Raw genomic sequence first — 16,304 nt, 5'->3', positions numbered from 1 at the left:
GAATTTAAGCTATGAAAGCTTTTGTACATGAAGGAAAAGAAGGTTTGAACTGGACGCGGATTGCAGATATAGAAGATAGAGAACTGAAGCCAAACGAAGTGAAAATACGTATAATGACAGCTGGACTCAACCATCGTGATTTATTTGTGCTCGAGCGTCATAAGGAAGAGGCTCCGCTGATTATCGGTTCCGATGCTGCAGGCATCGTCGAGGAAACGGGAGAAGACGTTAAAAAATTCCAGGCTGGTGATGAAGTGGTCATCAACCCCGGATTAGGATGGGAAGAAGAAAGTGCTGCTCCGCCGGAAGATTTTCAAATTATCGGCCTGCCTGATCACGGGACATTTGCAGAATACTTGAATATTCCTGAAGCGAACGTAGAACCGAAACCACCTCATTTGACGTGGGAGGAAGCAGGAGTATTTTCCCTTGTAGGACTTACATCCTACAGAGCACTTTTTACCCGCGGAGGTCTGAAAGCTTCTCATACGCTGCTCCTCCCCGGTGCTGGAAGCGGAGCAGTAACATTTATGCTCTTGTTTGCGAAAAAGACCGGGGCCAGAGTGATTGTTACTTCCCGTTCCGAACAGAAACGAAAGAAGGCTCTGGAAATGGGGGCTGATAAGGCGATCGATTCAGAACTTGACTGGGAGGAACAGCTGGCCGGAGAAAAAGTAGATCTTGCTGTAGATGCCGTTGGTGCAGCAACTTTCCAAAAATCGCTCGATCAGTTAAAAAAAGGCGGAACGATGGTGATTTTCGGATCTTCTACTGGAGATGAAGTGAAGTTAAATCTGCGGGAGTTTTTTTATGGGCAATTTAACCTTCTCGGAAGTACGATGGGGAGTCATGAAGAATATCAGGATATGCTTTCCTTTATGAGCAAGCATAATATTAAACCAGCAGTGGACCGGGTGTATCCTCTTGAAGAGGCGGCAGAGGCTCTCCGTCATTTGGAAAAAGGAGCTCAGTTCGGGAAAATCGCCCTGCGTATCGGTGAATTAGAAGGAGGGAAGTAATGATGGACTTTGCAGAACGTACCGTGGCGCAGTTTTTCACCACCTATGCTATTGAAAACTTTACTGTTTCCACAGATGAATCAAGGCTGCTGTTTTCTACGAATTTAAATGGAAAAATGAATATCTGGGCGATGGACCTCCCCGGCGGATTTCCGTATTTATTTGCACAGACGGAGCAGTCTGCTCAATTTTTAAAGGAAGATAACAGCAAAACATTTGTGCTTACGGCTCTCGATGAGGATGGTAATGAAAATTCTCAGCTGCAGGTGCTTCCTTACGAAGGGGGACTGCCGCATCCGTTATTTGCCGCAGAAAAGGAGGAAAAGCATTTCTTCCAGGAACTTAGAGAAGATGGAACACTTTATTACGCTACAAGCCGGGAGAACCCTGCTTTTCTGAGCGGCTACCGTTATCACCTGGATGATGGGACCTCAGAAAAACTTTATGAAGGTACTAAGGGAGCAACTTTTATGAATGCTGTAAGCCCTGATGGCTCAAAAGTGGTTGTAGGTGAACTTCGTGCGAATACACACATTGCCTCTTATATTGTGGAAAAAGGAAACTGGACGCCGCTCAGTGATAATCCGGATACCGGACACGTCATAGGCGATGCTGTATTTGTGTCCGATACAAAATTGTATATGATTACAAATGAAAATTCAGAGTTCAGCGGCATTGCCAGTTTTGATATTTCTACTGGAAAGAAAGAAGAAGTTCTCTCGCTTCCGGAAGAGAGTATTACCTCATTGAAATGGAATAAAGAAAATGCGGAACTTTACTTCACTTCAGAGCAGGGAGTGGAAGACCGACTTTACCGGTGGAAACCGGAGGAAGGTTCCTCCCCGGTGAATATGCATGCCCCCGTATCTGTCATTGAGCAGCTGTCTGTGTCAGACCTCGGGAATATTTACGTACTGGGAATGCATGCGGATGAACCGTTTAATATATACTGTTTCAGAGGACAAGAGTGGCATAAAATTACCGAAAACCGAGTACTGGGTGTACCTAGGAAGGATATGATCCGTCCTGAAGTTGTCCATTATGAAACGTTTGACGGCATGATGATTGAATCTCTGTGGTTTAAACCGGAAAAAGCAAATGGCTACGTCATTTTCTGGCCTCATGGAGGGCCTCAGGCTGCAGAAAGAAAACAGTTCCGTGCTATGTTTCAAAGCTTTTTGAATGAAGGATATGCCATTTTCGCTCCTAATTTCCGGGGCAGTACCGGCTACGGAGCTTCTTTCACCAAACTTGTTGAACAGGACTGGGGAGAAGGTCCAAGACTGGACTGTAAGGCAGGCATTGAATGGCTGTTTAACAGCGGCCGTTGCGACAGAGATAAACTTTTTCTCGTAGGAGGAAGTTATGGTGGATATATGGCGCTCCTGCTTGCAGGCCGGCATGCGGAATACTTCCGTGCCGTCGTTGACATATTCGGTGTCTCCAATTTGTTTACGTTTATGGAATCTGTGCCGGACCACTGGAAACCGATTATGGAACAGTGGCTTGGCGATCCTGTAAAAGATAAAACAAGACTGGAAAAAGATTCTCCGATTACTTATCTCGCTTCGATGACAAAGCCGATGCTCGTCATTCAAGGGGCTAATGATCCGCGCGTCGTGAAGGAAGAATCAGATCAGATTGTAGAGGCTCTGCTTGAGCAGGGGACGCATGTGGAGTATCTTGTACTGGATGATGAAGGACACGGATTTTCAAAGAAAGAAAACGAAATCCGAGTTTATGAAAGAATGCTCTCTTTTCTAAAGGAGCATCAGGCACATTAAAAAACGTTAATAGGAGATATTCCGCAGGTAATGTGATCAGTTAATTTTAGACTTATTGGAAGCTGTATCTTGTTTTCACCAACTGTCCGTAAGCCCCGGCTGTTTAAAGAGCTTTCATTTTTGGAAACCGTCCGGCTCATTTTTCAATTTTTTCCATAATCTTTTTTTTACTGAAAACCTGGTAAATGGAATGGATAAGATTAAAGGTGTAAAAAAGAACTCCATCCCTTTTAAGAGGGACCGGAGTTCTTTTTCCTTTCGTGTTGTTTCTGAAGCATTTTCTTTTTAATATCCTCGCGCGGTTCCCAGCAGTTGAACTGATACTCGGGACGTGTTTGAAAGCCGAGACGCACACAATGATATTTCATGCCGCTTGAAGTCTTTTCCGCTGAAAAATGTATGCACGTGGCACAGCAGTGATAGTTGGAACTCATAGAAACAGCTCCCTCATAAATTATCATCTTCTTGATTCAGCAATCAGGTAAAGCTGGAAGGGCCGTTCAGGTATTTCTCTGGATTGAATGGAAAGGCAGAATTCCATGGACCCCTTTTACTCCATTAACTACCTGCGAAATACGCAAATCTGCTGCAGCGCTGGCCAGGGCTGCAGCCTCCTCTTGTTTTATTTCATAGAGGGAAGCTGTTCTTCTGACTAAATCGCGCAGAGCATTTGCGGCCGCAATATTCAGATCTGTATCAAATCCAAACGTAATCAGACTATCCGGTGTTTCTGCATAGGGCTGGGTTATGTCCATTTCTTTATGTAGAGTGACGGTTAATTTCACCTCATCCATAGGACACTCGATCGCCGTGCCGCTTACTTCGCCATCTCCCTGGGCAGCGTGACCATCGCCCACATAGAGGCCGGCTCCGTCCGCTTCCACCGGCAGATATAACCGGGTGTTCTCGACCAGTTCTTTACAGTCAATATTTCCCCCTGTGTAGTAGGGAGGAGGAGTAGGATAAACATCATGGCCTCTTGGCTGGAGCCCGATCACCCCAAGAAACGGCCGGATAGGGATGGTGGTCATTTTTCCGGAGATTACTGCTGCAGCTTCTTTCTTTTCGCGGTCCAGTACCCAGTCGAGCTGTGCTGGTGTGGATCCGCTCAGCTGCATTGCATCGTTCTGCCAGTTCGCTGCACCACCGCCCCAGTTGCGGCCGTACCAGCCGGGAGTGATACGTTCGAGGTGTATTTCCACAGTCATTCCGGGTTCTGCTCCTTCGATATAAATCGGGCCGATCACCGGATGTTTTGGCTCTGCTTCTTCTTCAGCTGGCGTATACGTTTCATAGGCGGCCCCTTTATTTTTGCTGTATCCCCATTGAATGTCGGGTGTTGTAATCTGCAGTGTGTCTCCAGAGCGGACAGAAATTACAGGAGCATAGCTGCCGCTGAAGGAGCCCCGCAGATTTTTTGATTGAAGAGGGATAGTATGTACCGTCATGAGCTGTCCTCCTTTTTCATAATACCTTTGATCATGCCACACATTTTTAAGGAAATAAAGTGTGCGGTTTATTTATAGTGTCCGCCTATCCGTGCTGCGCGCTCTTTTGCCTGCGCTTTATCCAGCAGAGAGGAGGCGCGGATAACGGAGGATGTGCCATACTTATCATTTAATGCATCCATCGTAAAACCAAGCTGATGACGACTGCTCTGCTTTTTTTCCTCCTCAAATAAATTGAGCTGCAGGTATTCATCTGCATAAAGAGAAGAAAGCGAAACGTGGATCCTTCGTACGGGAATCCGCTCCCAGTACTCATAAAAAATTCCCATAACGGTATCAAACATTTCCATTGTAACATTCGTCGCCTGCTGACGGGTCCTCTGGCGGTGAAATCCTCCTCTTGGGCTGCTTATACCTAAAGAAACAGTCTGGCCGCTCAGAGAAGCTTTTCTGGCCCTCCTGCAGACTTCTTCACAAAGCTCCAGAAGCACAGTATGAATATCCCGGATCTGCACATATTCATAGGGAAGAGTCATGCCGCTCCCGATTGCTTTTCGTCCTTGAAGCGTTTCTGTAGACACTGGAGAATAATCAACTCCACGGGCATTCATCCACAGGACCTGTCCATGCACTCCCCACAGACGCCGGACCGTTTCCGCTTTCATATTGGCGAAGTCTCCAATGGTCTGGATGCCCCGCATCCGCAGGTGATGACTCATTTTCCCTCCTGCGCGGAAAAGCTTTTCAATTGGAAGCGGCCAAAGCTCAGAAGAAACTTGGGAGGAGGATAACGTATAAATACCGGATTCATTTTTTTTGGCAAAAATATCACATGCCATTTTTGCGAGCACTTTATTTTCGCCTATGCCAATGCGGGAACGAAGACCAAGTGTCGATGTAATAAGCTGCTGGGCGTAATGAGCTGTTTCTTCAGCGGACCCGAAAAGCAGGCTGGATCCTGTCACATCCATAAATTGTTCGTCGATGCTGTATGGCTCCACTAAATCTGTAATACTTTCCAGGAGTTTTGTAATTTTTACTGAATAGTTGAGATAATCCTGCATATGGGGAGGGACAACAGTAAGATGTGGGCATTTTAATCGTGCTTCCCGCAGGCGCTCCCCGTTTTTTACTCCCGCTTTTTTAGCCAGCGGACAGGCTGCCAGAATGACTCCGGACGGACGGGAAGGATCTCCGGAGACGACAAGAGGACAGGAAGAAGAAAGCCCGTGTTTCTGTTGTTCTACAGAAGCAAAAAAAGACTGCATATCCAGCAGAAAAATTGTCTTTGTCATAGTGGAGCCACTCCCTTTCTAGTAGGTGCAATGTTTCAGACTGCAGATAAAATGCTCTTTATTTTGGCTCTTTGATAGTTGAAGGCTGTTTTATGGGTGTCTTCTGCTTCTTCACCTGCTCAATCCTTAGAAAGTCCGGCACCCTCCATCGAATCCCCAAGCAGAAAGAGGAGCGCTGGAAAAGGAAGGCTGCTGTAAATGCAATGAAGCAGACTGGGACAAAAAGTTTTACTACTGCCTGTCTCTCTATCATAAAAATCTTTATTCGTTTAGTCAAGAACGTATGTTCTTATTAAAAACTTTACATAAACTGTAATTAGTAGTATGATTTACTCATGAAGAAGGTACTGGTCAGGAGAATCTTCGGCAGCCGCAGGGGGGACAGGCAAGTTAACTCCAGTAGTAAGTTTTTAACTATTCCCTATGTTTTTGTGTATGTTTTTTATTTGGAAAATCAGCTTTTACACTGGAAGGCAGAGGCAGCTATCCGTGAACAAGAAGTCCCGAAACGCCGGGAAAAGACGGATTTACATAAACCGGTACTTTTAAGTGATATGGTTAAATTAATTTTTATTGTAAACAAGCAGCAGACCTTCATTTCCTGTACAGAAAAGACAGACAAGAGTTAAGAATAGAAAATGAGGGATCGCATTGTCTATAAAAAAGAACAAGTATTTGAACGAGCAGCAAATATTCTTTGACGCGCTCGATGAGCAGGCGGCTGTTATCGACCGCAGCGGAATAATTACATCGGTAAATAAGTCATGGGAAACGTTTTTGAAAGAGAATGGCGGATTGCCTGAAAGCGGCGGCCCAGGAACAAATTATTTCGACGTATTGAAAAAAAGTGAAGATGGGGAAGAACTTCTGAAACTGCTGCATCAAGCATTTGAGAAAAAAATTAACATTGTCAGACATGCATACCCATGTCACAGCCCGGAAAAAAATCAATGGTATGAGATGGTATGTACAGTTTTTGACTCTGGAGAAGATTTGATGCTTATCCGTCATGTGGATATTACGAAGCTGGTTGAATATGAAATGCAGGTGGCAGATGTACTTAGAAATATGAATGACGGATTTTATGCTGTTAACCGCGACTGGGTTTTCACCTATGTAAATAGTCACGCTCTTAAGCTGCTTTTTGCAGAGAAAGAAGAACTGATCGGGCAGGTAATGTGGGAAAAATACCCTCAGCTTATAGGCAGCGAATTTGAAAAAGCTTATAGAAAAGGAATGGAGACCAGGGAAGAAATAGAAGTGGAAGGATATGTTGAAACCCAACGCACATGGTTTCGGGTCCATATGTATCCAAGAGAGGATGGAGGGGCTGCTTTTTACATCCAGAATATTAACAAGTATAAAGCCCAGGAAAAGAAACTTTATGAAGCAGCTTATTTAGATCAGTTAACCAACCTTCCCAATCGGAAACATTTAATGCATATCGTTAATGAACGTGTAAACAGGGCTGATAATACGAGAGATTTTTTCACTATATTGATCATAGATATTGACCAGTTTAAAGATATAAACAATATCTATGGACATCAAACTGGTGACTGGATCCTTAAAGAAATGGCTGAGAGAATATTAAAAAGTGTAAAAACTGAATACGGAGCAGCAAGAGTAAGCGGAGATGAATTTGCAGTCATTTTTGAAGGGAGTCCAGAAGAGCCGAATTATACAACCTTTTCCAATAAACTGCTTCAGGATTTAACCCGGCCTATCTATCTGGCGAATGGAATTGAGTACCTGCCTTTCGTAAGTGCAGGAGGAAGCTGTTACCCACAGCATGCGGACTCCGCGGAGGAACTTCTGCGTAAAGCCGACACAGCGCTTTATGAGGCAAAAAAGCAGCCGGATAAAACGATTAAGTTGTTTCAGGAAGAAATGCAGGAGAAACTTTTGCGGAAATCTGCATTAATAAATGCTTTTCCCGCTGCTCTGGAAAACGGAGAAATTTATTTTGTTTATCAGCCGCAGGTACAAACTGAAACAAAAGAAATTGTCTGTGTAGAAGTTCTTTCCAGATGGATGAAGGCGGGGGAAGGGTTTGTAGCACCTTCGGAATTCATAACTTTAATTGAAGAGAATGGCTACGTGGAGAAGCTTACACGTTGTATGATTGAGGAAGTGCTTGGAAAGGTACGAAACTGGATAGACAGAGACTTGTACAAAGGAAGAGTTTCCATAAATATATCGACACAGCTGCTGCACAATGAAAAATTCATTCAGTATTTTATTGATAAGCTTCGATATTTTGCTATTCCGATAGAAACGATTGAAATAGAATTAACAGAAAGTGAAGATCTTTTGAAAGAGAAAAAGGTCGATCAGAGCCTTAAAATCCTTCGGAAGGAAGGAGTGAGGGTGGCTATTGACGACTTCGGAACCGGCTACTCTAATTTTGATTACCTTTGTGAATTCAAGCTGAATAAAATTAAATTGGATAAATCATTTATTAAAAAAATTGGTATGGAAACCAGATACGAGCGTATTGTAGAGGGGCTGATCCTTCTTACGAAAACGTTAGGCTATGAAGTTACAGCGGAAGGCGTAGAGACAGAGGAACAGTATCAGTTTTTGAAGGCTAAAGAATGCGATTCTTTACAGGGGTATTATTTTCACAGGCCGCTGTCCGAAGAAAATTGGCTTGTCTGTCTTGCTTCAAAAACCAGGATTTAATGCAATACAGAAACAGCATATGGAAAAAAGAGACATCTTGTGGTAAACAGGAAGTTGAATTTATAAAATTAAAAAAGGCTGTCACATCCTGACAGCCTTCTCATGAAAGAAGAGAAATACTATGCGTTTTTAGTGAAGAATCTTTTAAAGCCTGTTACCTGAAGCTGTTCGAATGGAGCCCGTCCACCTACAGAGAGCTGAGCATTATTTTTCACATGGAGCTTATGATTAACATAAATCACAATTCCATCGACATCGATTTGGTGGTATTCTTCTTTGTTAACTGGTTCTTCCAGCGTCACATCATGGTCAATTAGAATACGTTTGTTTTTAATAAGACCAGGAAATACAAAAGGATCAATTGTTGCGACACCACCTTGCTGCTGCAGCCATTGACGTGTGCGGTTGTTCATACGGATATTCATGTGCTCATCCCTCCGGATTAAAAATATGAAAGAGCTAAAATCAACAGGAGGTGTCTCTGTCCTTTAAAGCTCGATGCCAATGAAAAAACAAGAATACTCAAGTTTTTCTCCCCCAAATTTAAACCGAAATGAGCCCAGCGTAAATGAGACTAAATGCCCTATTATTGAAGGCGGTCAATAGATTATAAGCCTATTATTATGAATGGTTCTGGAATAGGTGATGAGAACCTTGATATAGCAATCCCGAAAGTCTATGCTTAGTGCGTAACGTTGGAAACAACTATGAAAAGGAGGACAACATGAAAAAAATTAAACTTGGTACAAGCCCGCTCTATACAGGAGAAATTGGGCTGGGGTGTATGAGAATGAACGATCTGGATCTTAATGAAGCTGAAGGGGTTGTAAAAAATGCTCTGAATCTTGGAGTAGATTTATTTGATCATGCCGATATATATGGAAAAGGCAAGTCAGAAGAAATATTCGGAAAGGCTGTCGACTTAAAAAGCTCCATAAGAGATAAAATGATTCTGCAGTCAAAATGCGGCATACGAGAGGGTTACTTTGACTTTTCCAAAAAACACATCATATCTTCTGTAGAAGAGAGTTTGAAACGTCTGGGATCAGAAAATCTCGATGTACTTCTCCTGCATCGTCCTGATGCTTTAATGGAGCCTGAAGAAGTGGCTGCAGCATTTACTGAACTGAAAAAAAGCGGTAAAGTGAAATATTTTGGCGTCAGCAACCAGCATCCTCAGCAAATAGAACTGCTTCAATCAGTATATGATGAAGATTTAATTATTAATCAGCTTCAGCTGAGTTTAATGCATACTCCGATGCTTGATCATGGATTCAACGTAAATATGAAAAATGATGCAGCTATAAACCGGGATGGTGGAGTGTATGAGTATTCACGAATGAAAAACATGACTATTCAGGCCTGGTCCCCATTTCAGCATGGAATGATAGAAGGGGCTTTTATAGGAAATAAAAACTTTCCCGAAGTGAACGCCAAACTCGATGAAATTGCTGAAAAGAAGAACGTAACTTCCGGGGCGGCGGCAATTGCCTGGCTTCTGAAACTGCCGGCAGGGATACAGCCTGTCGTCGGCACGATGAAGCAAAAGAGGCTGCAGGATATAGCGGAAGCTTCCAATATAGAAATAACACGCGCAGAGTGGTATGAACTGTACCGGGCTGCCGGAAATAAGCTTCCCTAATAAACAAGCTTCATGTAAAACCAGTTTTGCAGAACATAATGTTTGTAATCAGCTGACGGCTCTTTAATAGTTTTTTTGGACAACAGGCCGCTGAAAAAGGTTACTCAGCGGCCTGTATTATGGATACTGATAAACAGGACCATGAAAACCGCTGTTTTTCAGGCTGGAGAACTTATTTATGATTTATCTTTTTACAGCTCTGATAAATGAAAGAGCAGGTTCTCAGGGAAGAGGCGCTCTTATTACCGAAAGAGAATTTGTTTCAGAAGAAAGCAGGTGAGGCTTATCGTCCGCGGCTCGATATTTATGGTAATGGTCGTGATGTTTTATGCCGGTAATATCCTCGTAGGAAAGGCCATTAATGACCTGCCTCCTTTTACAATTGCCTTTTTCAGAATTTTATTGGCATTTTTTATTCTGCTTCCAATTGCTTACTCGAGCGCCTGGAAGAACCGCCATCTTTTCTGGAAATGGAAAAAACCATTTTTCTGGATGACACTGAGCGGCGTTACGTTTTTCAATACATTCATCTATGGTTCGCTTCAATTTACTACAGCGACGAACGTAGCGGTTTTGGAAACGGTCATTCCGGTTGTAACCATAGTACTTGCAGCTTATTTGTTAAAAGAAAAGCTGGGAAGACGTCAGTGGATTGGAACTGCCCTGTCACTGACAGGAGCGGTGTGGGTTGTTCTTGATGGAAGAATCCTGGCTCTTGCAGAGATAAATTGGAATCCGGGAGATATAATTATGGTGGGGGCAATTATTTGCTGGTCTGCTTATTCCCTTCTTGTAAAAAGCTATATGCATCTTTTTCCGCCTCTGGCTGCACTGCTCGTCATGAATGCTGTCTCCATTATTGTGTTTCTACCTTTTGTAGGAGGAGAATGGCTGCTCCTCGGGGTGCCGGATATTTCTAATGCTGACGCGTGGATCGGCCTTGCCTATCTTGGTATTTTTCCTTCCGTTATTGCGCTTCTGCTTTTTAACAGAGCGGTCCATCTGCTGGGGGCCTCCAGATCTTCCGTCTTTTTAAACCTTCTTCCTGTCTTTACTATGGCTGGAGCAGCGTTCTGGCTGGGAGAAGCAATTACATGGAGACAGATTGCTGGAGCTGTCATCGTTATGAGCGGGGTATATTTAACAACAAAGGTAAAGACAGAGACAAAAAGAATTTGAACAAAAGGGTTTCTTTTTTTGTAAGTATGTACTATACTAAGAATTAGCTTATTGAGGTTCGGTTATGAAAGTAAGTGAAGAACTTAGAAAGTTCCTCTTGCACGAATAAAAGAACCACTCAATAAAGTAATAAAACAGCGGTTCGAATAAGGCCGCGCAGGAGGATTTTAGCATGACTCAAGGTACAGTAAAATGGTTTAACGCAGAAAAAGGTTTCGGTTTCATCGAGGTAGAAGGACAGGACGACGTATTCGTACACTTCTCCGCGATTCAGGAAGAAGGATTTAAGACACTTGAAGAAGGTCAATCCGTTAGCTTCGAAATCGAGCAGGGACAGCGTGGACCACAAGCTGCCAACGTAACTAAGGCGTAATAGTCTTAATTAACACTCGCGTTTTGACGTGAGATGTGGTAGCATGTACTAAGCACCAATTATTAGAAACACCAGCTTATTGAGGTTCGGCTAGGAAAGTAAGTGAAGAACTTTAGAAAGTTCCTCTTGCACGAATAAAAGAACCACTCAAATAAGTAATAAATCAGCGGCTCAGCCGCGCAGGAGGAATTTAGTATGACACAAGGTACAGTAAAATGGTTTAACGCAGAAAAAGGTTTCGGTTTCATCGAGGTAGAAGGACAGGACGACGTATTCGTACACTTCTCCGCGATTCAGGAAGAAGGATTTAAGACACTTGAAGAAGGTCAATCCGTTAACTTCGAAATCGAGCAGGGACAGCGTGGCCCACAAGCTGCTAACGTAACTAAGGCGTAACTGCCAATATAAAAAGCTTTCCGGTTATCCGGAAAGCTTTTTTTGTTTTTTCATATTTGTTCCCAGCTCAAGATAAAGCATAAAATGAAGGCTTGTCAAAATAAAAATAAAGATCGATTAAATTAATGCCTATAGTTGTTATGTGAGCGCTTAAGACTCCTTCACCTTATATGGCGGGCGGTCCTTTTACAGACGTCTCTATCCGTCGCTGGTTTATTTGGGCCGGAAGCGATTTTTTCCGTAATAGCAATAACGCTCACAGTGCAGCTGATAAAGAGTAAGAAATATTTATAAATTATTATTTACCTATTTCTCGATTACCTTCCATCTTTGTTACGCTCAGAGCACTTTGCAGCTCAACTTCAACTGTTTTCGTAGAAAGCCAGCCAGCGAAAGGGATCTTCATAGTGCGCTTATTTTTTGGAAGATACCCTGGTTTCAAGTCGGCTTTAAGAATTATCTTCTCAATACATTAAAAGATGAAAATCATAATTATTCAATTAACTTGGCTTTGTTAGAATTAAAGGCTTTTAAGCGCAAAAAATGAATACGTTTTCTTATTGCTGGCTGTTCCTTAATCAAGAAACCAGTATAAATTCTATAAAACGAATTTTTATTAATGAAAAATGAATTTTCAATAAAAAAAACAGAAAATAATGATTGACTTGTTCGTTATTAAGAATTATCATTATGGAAAGAAAGTAAATAATTTCTATTTTGAAATTTAAATTTATACAAAAATAATTAATAACCAATGTTTTTTTTTATCAATTATGTTCGTTATTAAGAATAATTTATCATTTATAATGAACAAGGAGCGGTTATTTCTCCTTTATCAAAAGTAACACTCGTTCATGCTGTGGGTTTATAAACCTTAGATGCTGGTCATCGATAGTGTGAAGTGAGGGAGGGTTAAATGCCCATTTCTTTTTTTCTCCTAAAGTGTCTGTACAAGACTTTTTAGCAGAGAAAGAGAAAAATAAAAAGGGGGGATAAAAATGACTTACAGAAAGCGTTTCGGTTTGTTTGCTGTCATCGATTCAATTATTATTATCGCCGCATTTTCAGCGAGTTTCATCATCGTAGACGTTCAGGGAATCCTGTTTAATAATGTGTTCTGGGTCTCAGCCTCTATTATTCTTATAAGTTATCAAATGAGTACAATTTTCTTCAGAATGAATAGAAAAGCGTGGGAATATGCGAGTATAGGGGAATTAAAAAATATTGTTAAAACACTCACTGCTGCAATTGTACTAAACGGGGCCATTCAATTAATTATATTTTCATATGTGCAGTACAGGGTACTTTTTGTAACCTGGGTATTAATGATACTTGGAATAGGCGGCGCAAGATTTTACTGGAGGTTCAAAAAAGATAAAGAATTCAAACAGATTAAGGACAAAAAGAAAACAATGATAGTAGGTGCAGGTTCGGCTGGAATGATGCTTGCAAGACAACTTCTTCAAAATAGAGAGTGTGATCTTAAGCCGGTAGTTTTCGTAGACGATGATCCGCATAAAAAAGGACTGGATATACTATCACTGCCGGTAACTGGAGGCACATCCAGCATTCCGGTGATCGCCAGGCTGTACAATATTGAACGGATCGTTATCACAATTCCTTCTCTGGAAAGAGAAAAACTGCAGCAGATCTATATGTCCTGTTTAAAAACTAATATAAAAACTCAGGTTCTTCCTATGATAGAAGATCTGGTAACAGGTAAATTATCCGTCAGTCAGCTGCAGGATGTTTCACCTGAAGACCTGCTAGGCAGGGAGCAGGTGAAATTAAACGATGAAGACATTCAAGGAGGAATTGCCGGTAAAGTAATTTTAGTTACCGGAGCAGGGGGCTCGATAGGTTCTGAACTGTGCAGGCAGATTATAAAATATAAACCTGCGACTCTCATATTAGTGGGTCATGGAGAAAACAGTATATATCATATTTCCATGGAGCTTCACAAAGAAAAAGTGGAAACGGAACTCATTACAGTAATTGCAGATATCCAGGATAGGGATCGTATGCATGAAGTAGTAATTAAACATAGACCGAATCAAATATATCACGCGGCAGCTCATAAACATGTGCCGTTGATGGAAGATAATCCTCACGAAGCTGTAAAGAACAATACACTGGGGTCCTTGAACGTAGCTGAAGCGGCCGATGCTGCAAATGTAGAAACATTTGTAATGGTTTCTACTGATAAAGCAGTTAATCCGACAAGCGTTATGGGTGCATCGAAAAGACTTGCTGAAATGCTGATTTATCATATGAATCAAAGAAGCTCCACTATATTTACCGTTGTTCGGTTTGGAAACGTTCTGGGCAGCAATGGAAGTGTCATTCCTTTATTTAAGAAACAAATTGAAGAAGGGGGTCCCGTCACTGTAACTCATCCGGAAATGATTCGGTATTTTATGACTATTCCTGAAGCATCAAGACTCGTTCTTCAGGCGGGAGCTCTTGCAAGAGGGGGAGAAACATTTGTACTAGATATGGGGAACCCTGTAAAAATAGTTGATCTTGCGAAAAATTTAATTCATTTGAGCGGATATACGGAGGATGAAATACCAATTCGTTTTACTGGGATGCGTGCCGGAGAAAAGTTGTATGAAGAGCTTCTTAATTCCGAAGAAGTTCATGAAGAGCAGGTTTTCCCAAAAATTTATTTAGGAAAAGCAATTGCTCTTCCTTTGGTGGAAATTGAACATCTTCTTCAGCAGTTTAATAACCAGGAAAACAATGAGCTCCGCGACATCATGCTGAATTTAACGAATCGAAAAATCATTTCAAATGAAAGAATGCCAATAGCTTAATAGAAAAATTTCCTGAAAGCGTTTTTAAAAAATAGAAAATTACTATTAATAATACTGGGGAGGAGTTTAGCTTGAACAAATTGAATTCAAAAAAAATTTTTCTTTCACCGCCACACATGACTGGAAAGGAAGAGCAGTTTATATCAGAAGCTTTTGATACTAACTGGATCGCTCCAGTGGGCCCGCACATTGAAGGATTCGAAAAAGAAATGGCGCTTTATTTGAAAGCACCGGGAACGGTGGCGCTTTCATCAGGAACTGCTGCGATTCATCTGGCATTGGATATTTTGGGAGTAACAAAAGGAGATGTAGTATTCTGTTCTACCCTTACTTTCGTAGCAAGTGCGAATCCGATCTTATATCAGGAAGCTGAGCCAGTATTTATCGATTCAGATCCTATATCCTGGAATATGTCTCCGCAGGCTTTAAAAAGAGCTTTTGTACAAGCTGAAAAAGATAAAAAACTTCCGAAAGCCGTAATAATCGTTCATCTATACGGCCAGAGTGCCAGAATGGAAGAACTAATGGAAATATGTAAAAGCTATCAAGTTCCTGTAATTGAAGATGCAGCTGAATCTCTCGGGGCTGGATACAAAGGTATTCCAACAGGAACGATTGGAGATTTTGGAATTTATTCTTTTAATGGAAATAAGATGATAACCACGGCCGGAGGCGGTATGCTTACGGCAAAAAAGAAGAGTCATCTCGAAAAAGCCAAATTTTTAGCTCAGCAGGCTAAAGATCAGGCTGATTACTACCAGCATAGTGTTAAAGGCTATAATTACCGAATGAGTAATATACTTGCAGGCATAGGAAGAGCCCAGCTTCTGGCTCTGGATGAGCGGGTGGAGCAAAAACGTTTTATTTATAAACGCTATGAAGAAGCTTTGAGTACAAAAGGCATAGAATTTATGCCTGAGTATGAAGGGTCTTACTCCTGCCGGTGGCTTACCGTTTGTACACTGCCAATGGACAATAATCCCCAGGACGTCATTAATAATCTGCAGAGTCACAATATTGAAGCAAGAAGAGTATGGAAGCCGCTTCATCTTCAGCCGTTGTTTCAAAATCACAATTTTTATGCTCATATTCCAGGAAACAGTACGGCTGAAATGCTGTTTGATCGTGGCATATGCCTGCCATCCGGCACAAGTTTATCAGGCGAAGAGCATCGGTTCGTAATAGAAACGGTGAAAGCCAGCCTTTATGAAAAATCTGCCCAGGGGGCGATACTGTCTAATCTATAGAAAAAGAGGTAATGGCCATGATTGGAGAAAATATTAACCGCATACGAAAAGAAAGAGGAATTACTTTAACAGTACTGGCAGAGAAAGCCATGATTTCCAAGTCAAACTTAAGCAATATTGAGCGAAACATTAATAAAAATCCGTCAATAAAAGTGCTGGAAAAACTGGCTGAAGTTTTGAATACAGATATAATCACTCTGCTTGGTATACAAGATAACAATTCAGAACAATACGAAATTTTTATTAATAAACTTAACGATTTAAATGTAACGAAAGAAGATCTGCAGGAATATGAAAAAGTCATAGAATTTATTGAATGGCAAAAGAGAGAAATTTAGACTCCTGGATACAGAAAAATTTTCGGGAGGACTAAAAAGTCAAATAGAGTGTAGTCGGTAAAGCTTCTATTTATAAATTTGT

The 16,304-nt window shown here is 41.7% G+C and carries 13 protein-coding genes; 10 read left to right on the top strand and 3 right to left on the bottom strand.

What is annotated here, in order from left to right; translation table 11 throughout:
• Window positions 1-11 precede the first annotated feature (11 nt).
• Both FTX54_RS10270 and FTX54_RS10265 read left to right on the top strand, forming a co-directional pair.
• Window positions 12-1,019: a zinc-binding dehydrogenase gene (locus tag FTX54_RS10270; RefSeq protein ID WP_147805300.1), complete on the top strand. Its 1,008-nt coding sequence runs from the start codon at window positions 12-14 to the stop codon at window positions 1,017-1,019.
• Complete coding sequence (locus FTX54_RS10265; protein ID WP_147805301.1) at window positions 1,019-2,803, top strand: S9 family peptidase; 1,785 nt, start codon at window positions 1,019-1,021, stop codon at window positions 2,801-2,803. The genes FTX54_RS10270 and FTX54_RS10265 overlap by 1 nt, the downstream gene beginning before the upstream one ends.
• Window positions 2,804-3,303: 500 nt before the next feature.
• On the opposite strand, the gene FTX54_RS10260 is transcribed toward FTX54_RS10265, so the two are convergent.
• Together FTX54_RS10260 and FTX54_RS10255 are read right to left on the bottom strand one after the other, a co-directional pair.
• Window positions 3,304-4,251 (bottom strand): acetamidase/formamidase family protein, encoded by a 948-nt coding sequence (locus FTX54_RS10260; RefSeq protein ID WP_147805303.1) that lies wholly within the window; start codon window positions 4,249-4,251, stop codon window positions 3,304-3,306.
• A gap of 68 nt (window positions 4,252-4,319) precedes the next feature.
• Entirely contained in the window at window positions 4,320-5,546 is a 1,227-nt protein-coding gene (locus FTX54_RS10255) for a DNA polymerase IV (protein ID WP_147805304.1), read from the bottom strand.
• Between the two features lie 651 nt (window positions 5,547-6,197).
• On the opposite strand from FTX54_RS10255, the gene FTX54_RS10250 reads away from it, so the two are divergent.
• Window positions 6,198-8,231 (top strand): sensor domain-containing protein, encoded by a 2,034-nt coding sequence (locus tag FTX54_RS10250; RefSeq protein ID WP_147805305.1) that lies wholly within the window; start codon window positions 6,198-6,200, stop codon window positions 8,229-8,231.
• A 119-nt stretch (window positions 8,232-8,350) separates the two neighbouring features.
• On the opposite strand, the gene FTX54_RS10245 is transcribed toward FTX54_RS10250, so the two are convergent.
• Window positions 8,351-8,656 carry a hypothetical protein gene (locus FTX54_RS10245; RefSeq protein ID WP_147805306.1) on the bottom strand — a complete coding sequence of 102 codons (306 nt, stop codon included), beginning with the start codon at window positions 8,654-8,656 and terminating at the stop codon, window positions 8,351-8,353.
• Window positions 8,657-8,955: 299 nt separating this feature from the next.
• Between FTX54_RS10245 and FTX54_RS10240 the strand changes: the two genes are divergently transcribed.
• The 7 genes from FTX54_RS10240 (at window position 8,956) to FTX54_RS10210 (ending at window position 16,222) form a co-directional block, all read left to right on the top strand.
• A complete protein-coding gene (locus tag FTX54_RS10240; RefSeq protein ID WP_147805307.1) occupies window positions 8,956-9,873 on the top strand; it encodes an aldo/keto reductase in 918 nt (305 codons plus the stop codon).
• Between the two features lie 276 nt (window positions 9,874-10,149).
• Window positions 10,150-11,052, top strand: a complete 903-nt coding sequence (locus tag FTX54_RS10235) for a DMT family transporter (RefSeq protein WP_338484479.1) — start codon at window positions 10,150-10,152, stop codon at window positions 11,050-11,052.
• Window positions 11,053-11,224: 172 nt separating this feature from the next.
• On the top strand, window positions 11,225-11,425 hold the full coding sequence (locus FTX54_RS10230; protein WP_338484476.1) for a cold-shock protein: 201 nt from the start codon (window positions 11,225-11,227) through the stop codon (window positions 11,423-11,425).
• 195 nt (window positions 11,426-11,620) lie between these two features.
• Window positions 11,621-11,821 (top strand): cold-shock protein, encoded by a 201-nt coding sequence (locus tag FTX54_RS10225; RefSeq protein ID WP_090839577.1) that lies wholly within the window; start codon window positions 11,621-11,623, stop codon window positions 11,819-11,821.
• A gap of 998 nt (window positions 11,822-12,819) precedes the next feature.
• The gene (locus FTX54_RS10220) at window positions 12,820-14,637 is read left to right on the top strand and encodes a polysaccharide biosynthesis protein (RefSeq protein ID WP_147802490.1); all 1,818 of its coding nucleotides are present in this window, start codon (window positions 12,820-12,822) and stop codon (window positions 14,635-14,637) included.
• Window positions 14,638-14,708: 71 nt separating this feature from the next.
• Window positions 14,709-15,884, top strand: coding sequence for an aminotransferase class I/II-fold pyridoxal phosphate-dependent enzyme (locus FTX54_RS10215; protein WP_422387402.1), 1,176 nt, complete (start codon window positions 14,709-14,711; stop codon window positions 15,882-15,884).
• Window positions 15,885-15,901: 17 nt separating this feature from the next.
• Window positions 15,902-16,222 carry a helix-turn-helix domain-containing protein gene (locus FTX54_RS10210; RefSeq protein WP_147802488.1) on the top strand — a complete coding sequence of 107 codons (321 nt, stop codon included), beginning with the start codon at window positions 15,902-15,904 and terminating at the stop codon, window positions 16,220-16,222.
• The last annotated feature ends 82 nt before the right edge of the window (window positions 16,223-16,304 follow it).

The organism is Alkalicoccus halolimnae (assembly GCF_008014775.2).
In the GTDB taxonomy this organism is placed as follows: domain Bacteria; phylum Bacillota; class Bacilli; order Bacillales; family Salisediminibacteriaceae; genus Alkalicoccus; species Alkalicoccus halolimnae.
Note: the sequence above shows the minus strand (reverse complement) of the source record. Positions and strands in the feature narration are given on the sequence as shown.

Bases quoted from the DNA above. Each gene is read 5' to 3' on its own strand.
- FTX54_RS10210 (WP_147802488.1), top strand. From the start codon at position 15,902: ATGATTGGAGAAAATATTAACCGCATACGAAAAGAAAGAGGAATTACT.
- FTX54_RS10220 (WP_147802490.1), top strand. From the start codon at position 12,820: ATGACTTACAGAAAGCGTTTCGGTTTGTTTGCTGTCATCGATTCAATT.
- FTX54_RS10260 (WP_147805303.1), bottom strand. From the start codon at position 4,251: ATGACGGTACATACTATCCCTCTTCAATCAAAAAATCTGCGGGGCTCC.
- FTX54_RS10225 (WP_090839577.1), top strand. From the start codon at position 11,621: ATGACACAAGGTACAGTAAAATGGTTTAACGCAGAAAAAGGTTTCGGT.
- FTX54_RS10270 (WP_147805300.1), top strand. From the start codon at position 12: ATGAAAGCTTTTGTACATGAAGGAAAAGAAGGTTTGAACTGGACGCGG.
- FTX54_RS10265 (WP_147805301.1), top strand. From the start codon at position 1,019: ATGATGGACTTTGCAGAACGTACCGTGGCGCAGTTTTTCACCACCTAT.
- FTX54_RS10255 (WP_147805304.1), bottom strand. From the start codon at position 5,546: ATGACAAAGACAATTTTTCTGCTGGATATGCAGTCTTTTTTTGCTTCT.
- FTX54_RS10240 (WP_147805307.1), top strand. From the start codon at position 8,956: ATGAAAAAAATTAAACTTGGTACAAGCCCGCTCTATACAGGAGAAATT.
- FTX54_RS10245 (WP_147805306.1), bottom strand. From the start codon at position 8,656: ATGAATATCCGTATGAACAACCGCACACGTCAATGGCTGCAGCAGCAA.
- FTX54_RS10230 (WP_338484476.1), top strand. From the start codon at position 11,225: ATGACTCAAGGTACAGTAAAATGGTTTAACGCAGAAAAAGGTTTCGGT.